General features: G+C 64.5%; 6 protein-coding genes. All 6 read right to left on the bottom strand.

Annotated features, from left to right (window positions below; all coding sequences use genetic code 11):
• The coding region (locus ACE3SN_RS16100; protein ID WP_374531743.1) for a hypothetical protein at positions 1-524 on the bottom strand (524 nt) is incomplete at its 3' end.
• 143 nt (positions 525-667) lie between these two features.
• On the bottom strand, positions 668-1,318 hold the full coding sequence (locus ACE3SN_RS16095) for an inner membrane-spanning protein YciB (RefSeq protein WP_374531741.1): 651 nt from the start codon (positions 1,316-1,318) through the stop codon (positions 668-670).
• Positions 1,318-2,241, bottom strand: coding sequence for a signal recognition particle-docking protein FtsY (gene ftsY, locus ACE3SN_RS16090; protein ID WP_374531739.1), 924 nt, complete (start codon positions 2,239-2,241; stop codon positions 1,318-1,320). The genes ACE3SN_RS16095 and ftsY overlap by 1 nt, the downstream gene beginning before the upstream one ends.
• Entirely contained in the window at positions 2,238-3,410 is a 1,173-nt protein-coding gene (locus ACE3SN_RS16085; protein ID WP_374531737.1) for a MiaB/RimO family radical SAM methylthiotransferase, read from the bottom strand. Before ACE3SN_RS16085 ends, ftsY begins: the two co-directional genes overlap by 4 nt.
• The gene (gene dapF, locus ACE3SN_RS16080; protein WP_374531735.1) at positions 3,407-4,225 is read right to left on the bottom strand and encodes a diaminopimelate epimerase; all 819 of its coding nucleotides are present in this window, start codon (positions 4,223-4,225) and stop codon (positions 3,407-3,409) included. Before dapF ends, ACE3SN_RS16085 begins: the two co-directional genes overlap by 4 nt.
• A 60-nt stretch (positions 4,226-4,285) precedes the next feature.
• On the bottom strand, positions 4,286-4,911 hold a 626-nt coding region (locus tag ACE3SN_RS16075; RefSeq protein WP_374531733.1), incomplete at its 5' end, for an EAL domain-containing protein.

Here is a 4,911-nt window from a genome sequence, read left to right as displayed (position 1 = left end):
GTGTTGAGGCGGCTGGCGATCAGCGCGCGCGGCGCGGCGGCCGCCTTTTCCTCAGCCGAAGCATCGACGATCCCGAGGATCTTCTTCTGGGCCGGCCAGATGATGAACCACACGTTGAATGCCATGACCAGCGCCATCCACATACCGAGGCCGATCATGTTTTCGGCGCGGGTCGCGCCCGAGAAGGTCATCGCACGGTGGGCATAGCCGGCGTTGATCGCGATGGTCAGGCCGGTGATCACGGTCAGCAGCGCGGCGTAGCGGAAGTAGAACAGCACCTTCGGGGCGATGTGCCCGGTGACGGCGCCCTTCTGCTCGGCGGGAATAGCCGGCATGGTGGGCACCTGCACGAAGTTCAGGTAGTAGAGCAGGCCGATCCACATGATGCCGACGACGACGTGCATCCAGTGGAACAGGTTGTTGACGTCGATCGGGACGATTTCGGCGTAGCACAGCATAACGCCAATCGCGACGGCGAGGCCGACGGCCAGCACCAGGTTCAGGTTTCCAAAAAACTTGGCCATTTGCTTCCCCCTAATTCGAAGCGTTGTCTTTGATATCCAGTCCGCGACCCATCGCGCCGTTGCGCGTCCAGGGCACGATTCGGTTATTGCGCGCTCAGCCGCTCTTGTCACACCTTTTTGCGAGTGATTGTCACCAAAGGGGCTCACTCATGCGGTGGATCGGTGATCACCTCGGCCTCGGCGCTTTCCGACATGCCATGCTTCAGCAGCATCGGAATATGTGCAAAAGTGAACAGGAAGGTCAGCGGCATGAACAGCCACAGCTTGGCCGCGATCCAGTCTCCGAACTCAAGCTGACGGCGCAGCACTTCGTTGAGCGCGGCGAGGAAGAAGAAGAAAAAGCCCCAGTTGCGCGACAGCTTCATCCAGCCCGCATCGTTGAGCCCTTCGAAGGCGGCGGCGAGCAGGTACTTGAGCAGCGGTTTGCCGCGCGCCGCCCCAAGCAGCAAAGCGGCGCCGAAACCGAGATAAATCACCGTCGGCTTGATTTGGATCCAGCGTTCGTCCTGGAAGAACACCGTCAGCCCGCCGAACACGACGATCAGGCCAGTCGACAGCCACAGCATCGGCGAAATCTTACCGAGCTTCCAGCGCGAGACGGCGAGCGCGGCGACGGCCGTGACCATGAAGGCTACCGTCCCGCGGATCACGGCCAGAACTTCAGCAACCGCGTCGTTGTGATCCGACGGGGCGTAATACCGGTAGATCGCGAAGAACACCGCAATGGGCCCGTAATCGACCAACAGGTTGAGCAGGCCGGAGCCTGGCTTCTTCGCTTCGGTTTCCTGGGTCATCACGCTACTCCCGCAATAACGCGCGCGACCAGATCGGGGTCGAAGGGGCGCAGGTCATCGATTTTCTCGCCAACGCCGATTGCGTGGATCGGCAGGCCATATTGTTCGGCCGCCGCGACCAGCACCCCGCCGCGCGCGGTGCCGTCCAGTTTGGTCATGATCAGGCCGGTCACGCCCGCTACCTCCTTGAAGGTTTCGATCTGCTGGAGCGCGTTCTGCCCGTTGGTGGCATCCAGCACCAGCACCACGTCGTGCGGCGCCTCGGGGTTGAGGCGGCCAAGCACGCGGCGGATCTTGGCGAGTTCGTCCATCAGCTCGCGCTTGTTCTGGAGCCGACCGGCGGTGTCAACGATCAGCGCGTCGATCCCCTGATCGGTCGCGGCCTTGACGGCATCGAACACGACGCTCGCCGGATCGCCGCCTTCCGGTCCCTTGATAATCGGTACGCCGAGCCGCTCGGCCCAGACGCCAAGCTGGCCGATGGCGGCAGCGCGGAACGTATCGCCCGCCGCCAGCATCACGCCATAGTCCTGCTCCTGGAACAGGTGCGCCAACTTGGCGATGGTGGTGGTCTTGCCAGAACCGTTGACCCCGATCACCAGGATCACTTGCGGACGGGGGAAAGCAACGACTTCCAGCGGCTTGGCCACCGGGCGCAGGATCGCGGCGATTTCGTCGGCCACGGCCTGCTTGATCGCGGCTTCATCGACCCCGCGTTCAAAGCGTTCACCGGCCAGCCGCTCGCGGATCCGGCGCGCGGCGCGCGGCCCAAGGTCGGAGAGGATCAGCGCGTCTTCCAGATCGTCGAGCTGCGCATCGTCGAGCTTCGCCTTGGTGACGATCCCGGCGAGGTTTTCGCTCAGGCGTTCGGAAGTCTTGCGGAAACCGCCGAACAGGCGGTCGCTCCAGCTTTCGCCGCTCATGCCAGCAGGCCTTCGATGATTTGAGTGGGGGTCACGGTCACGATTGTTCCGGCGATGGTTCCGGGTGCCAGCCGCACCCGTGCGAAGGACGGCGCATGGCCGGTTCCGTCGCGTTCGGCAAGTACTTGCTGGGGCAGACCCAGCTGGTCGGCAAGCCAGCGGGCTCGCTCACCGGCCACGGCGGCGCGCAGCTCGGCTGCGCGCGCCCTGATCGTGGGCGCTGTCACCTGCGGCATCCGCGCGGCCGGGGTGCCGGGACGGGCGGAATAGGGAAACACGTGGCCATGCACGATGGCAAGTTCGCGGATGATCGAAAGGTTCCCGGCGTGGGCTGCTTCGTCCTCGGTGGGGAAACCGGCAATCAGGTCTGCCCCCACCGCGATATCCGGGCGGCGCGCCTTGAGCCGCGCAACGAGGTTTACCGCATCGGCGCGCAGGTGACGGCGCTTCATCCGCTTGAGGATCAGGTCATTGCCGTGTTGCAGCGACAAGTGCAGGTGCGGCATGATCCGTGCCTCGTCCGCGATCAGGTCGAATAGCAGCGGGTCGATCTCCACCCCGTCGAGCGAGGACAGGCGCAGACGGGTCAGGGCAGGGAACGTGGACAGGATGGCCTGTACAAGACTGCCCAGCGCAGGCGCATCGGGCAGGTCATGGCCCCAGCTGGTCAGGTCCACGCCGGTCAACACGACTTCCTTGGCGCCGCGCGCAAGATGTGCTTCGACTTCGCGCAAGACTTCGCTGACGCGCAGCGAGCGGCTTGGCCCGCGCCCCTGCGGAATGACGCAGAAGGTGCAGGCATGATCGCAGCCGTTCTGAACGGCAATGAAGGCGCGGGTATGGGTGCGCTGCTCGGCAAGCGGGCGCGGCGCGGCGTTCCACGCGCGCGGATCGAGCTTGGCGGTGTTGGCGATCAGTCCGTCGACTTCGGGCATGGCGGCCAGCGCCGCGCGCTCTACCTCCGCCGCGCAGCCGGTGACGAGCAGGCGCGCATCGGGCCGGGCTTTCCTTGCGCGGCGGATCGCCTGACGGGTCTGGCGTACGGCCTCGCTGGTCACGGCGCAGGAATTGATCACCACCAGATCGTCCGACGCGGCGAGCAGTTCGCGCAAGGTTTCGCTTTCAGAGAGGTTCAGCCGGCAGCCCAGCGAAATGACCTCGGCGCTCACCTGGCTACTCCATAGGCGGCAGGATCGAAGCTGCCGCGGAAGGATTCGGTGGCAGGACCGGTCATCAGGATGCGGCCCTCGGCGGTCCATTCGATCTGCAAGGTGCCACCCGGCAGCGTGACGGCAACGCTGCGCTCCACCAGGCCGCGGCGCATCGCGCCAATCGCCGTGGCGCAGGCGCCAGTGCCACAGGCGAGCGTCAGGCCAGCGCCGCGCTCCCACACGCGCAGACGGATATGCGTGCGGTCGGTAACGCTCGCGACGTTGACGTTGATCCGTTCGGGGAACAGCGGGTCGTGCTCGATCTCCGGACCGAGCCGGTCCAGTTCCACGGCCTCGCAATCGGGGTGGAAAAAGATCACGTGCGGATTGCCGATGTTGACGGCGGTCGGCGCGTCAAGGTCTTCCCACGCGACCGGCATAGTGTGCGTGTCCATCGCATAGGCAAGCGGGATCTGGTCCCATTCGAAGCGCGGTTCGCCCATGTCGACGGTGATGCCATTTGCGGCCGGGTCAGCGGTCAGGATGCCGCCCAGCGTCTCAATCCGGGCGGGCTTGCCATATAGCAGCCCAACCGCGCGGGTAGCATTGCCGCAGGCTTCTACTTCGCCGCCGTCAGGATTGAAGATCCGCATCCGGAAATCGGCAATGCTGCTGGCTTCGAGCAGGATCAACTGATCGCAACCGATCCCGGTGTGGCGATCGGCAAGGGCCTGTGCGAGGCGCCGGTCGACAGGCACGCCGAGCCCGTCGCGTGCATCGAGCACGACGAAATCGTTGCCCAGGCCGTGCATCTTGACGAAAGGAATGCGCATTGAGCGCGCTCTAGGCTTTGGGCGCGGCGGCGTCCAGTGGAGCCTGATCGGAGCGCGCGTTCAGGAACCGGTTCCGGCCAACGGCAGGTCCGATCCGTCGTCGTGCTTCCCCTCTGGGTCAGGCACGGCCTTGCCGATCAGCAAATCGAGGCTGGCCAGTTCGTTTTCGGTTGCGCTTGCGGTTGCCGGGCGGCCGAAATAATAGCCCTGGGCCTTGAAGGTGCCATATTCGCCCAGCGCCTTTAGCACTTCCTCGTTTTCCACTCCTTCGGCAGTGATCGGCAGGCCAAGCCCTTCGCCCAGCGAGGCGATCGACTTGACGATGGTCGCACAGTCGGGATTGCCGGGCAGGTTAGTGATGAAGCTGCGGTCGATCTTGATCCGGTCGAATGGCAGGGCGTGCAACTGGGCCAGGGAGCTGTATCCGGTCCCGAAATCATCGAGGCTGACCTTGATGCCCTGGTTCTTGAGGCTTGAGATCAGCGAGCGGACCAGCGAGATGTTCTCGTGCAGGCAGTTTTCGGTGATTTCGATATCGAGCCGGTTTGGCGGGAAGTTGGCCTCTACCAGCAGCTTCAGGATTTTCTGGGCGAACCAGGGGTCGCGCATCTGGATCGGCGAAATGTTGACCGACAGGGTCAGCTTCGGATCCCAGGCCCGCGCATCGGCCAGTGCCTGGCTGATGA

Origin of the sequence: Novosphingobium sp. (assembly GCF_041915465.1) — a bacterium.
In the GTDB taxonomy this organism is placed as follows: domain Bacteria; phylum Pseudomonadota; class Alphaproteobacteria; order Sphingomonadales; family Sphingomonadaceae; genus Novosphingobium.
Note: the sequence above shows the minus strand (reverse complement) of the source record. Positions and strands in the feature narration are given on the sequence as shown.

Bases quoted from the DNA above. Each gene is read 5' to 3' on its own strand.
- ACE3SN_RS16095 (WP_374531741.1), bottom strand. From the start codon at position 1,318: ATGACCCAGGAAACCGAAGCGAAGAAGCCAGGCTCCGGCCTGCTCAAC.
- ftsY (WP_374531739.1), bottom strand. From the start codon at position 2,241: ATGAGCGGCGAAAGCTGGAGCGACCGCCTGTTCGGCGGTTTCCGCAAG.
- dapF (WP_374531735.1), bottom strand. From the start codon at position 4,225: ATGCGCATTCCTTTCGTCAAGATGCACGGCCTGGGCAACGATTTCGTC.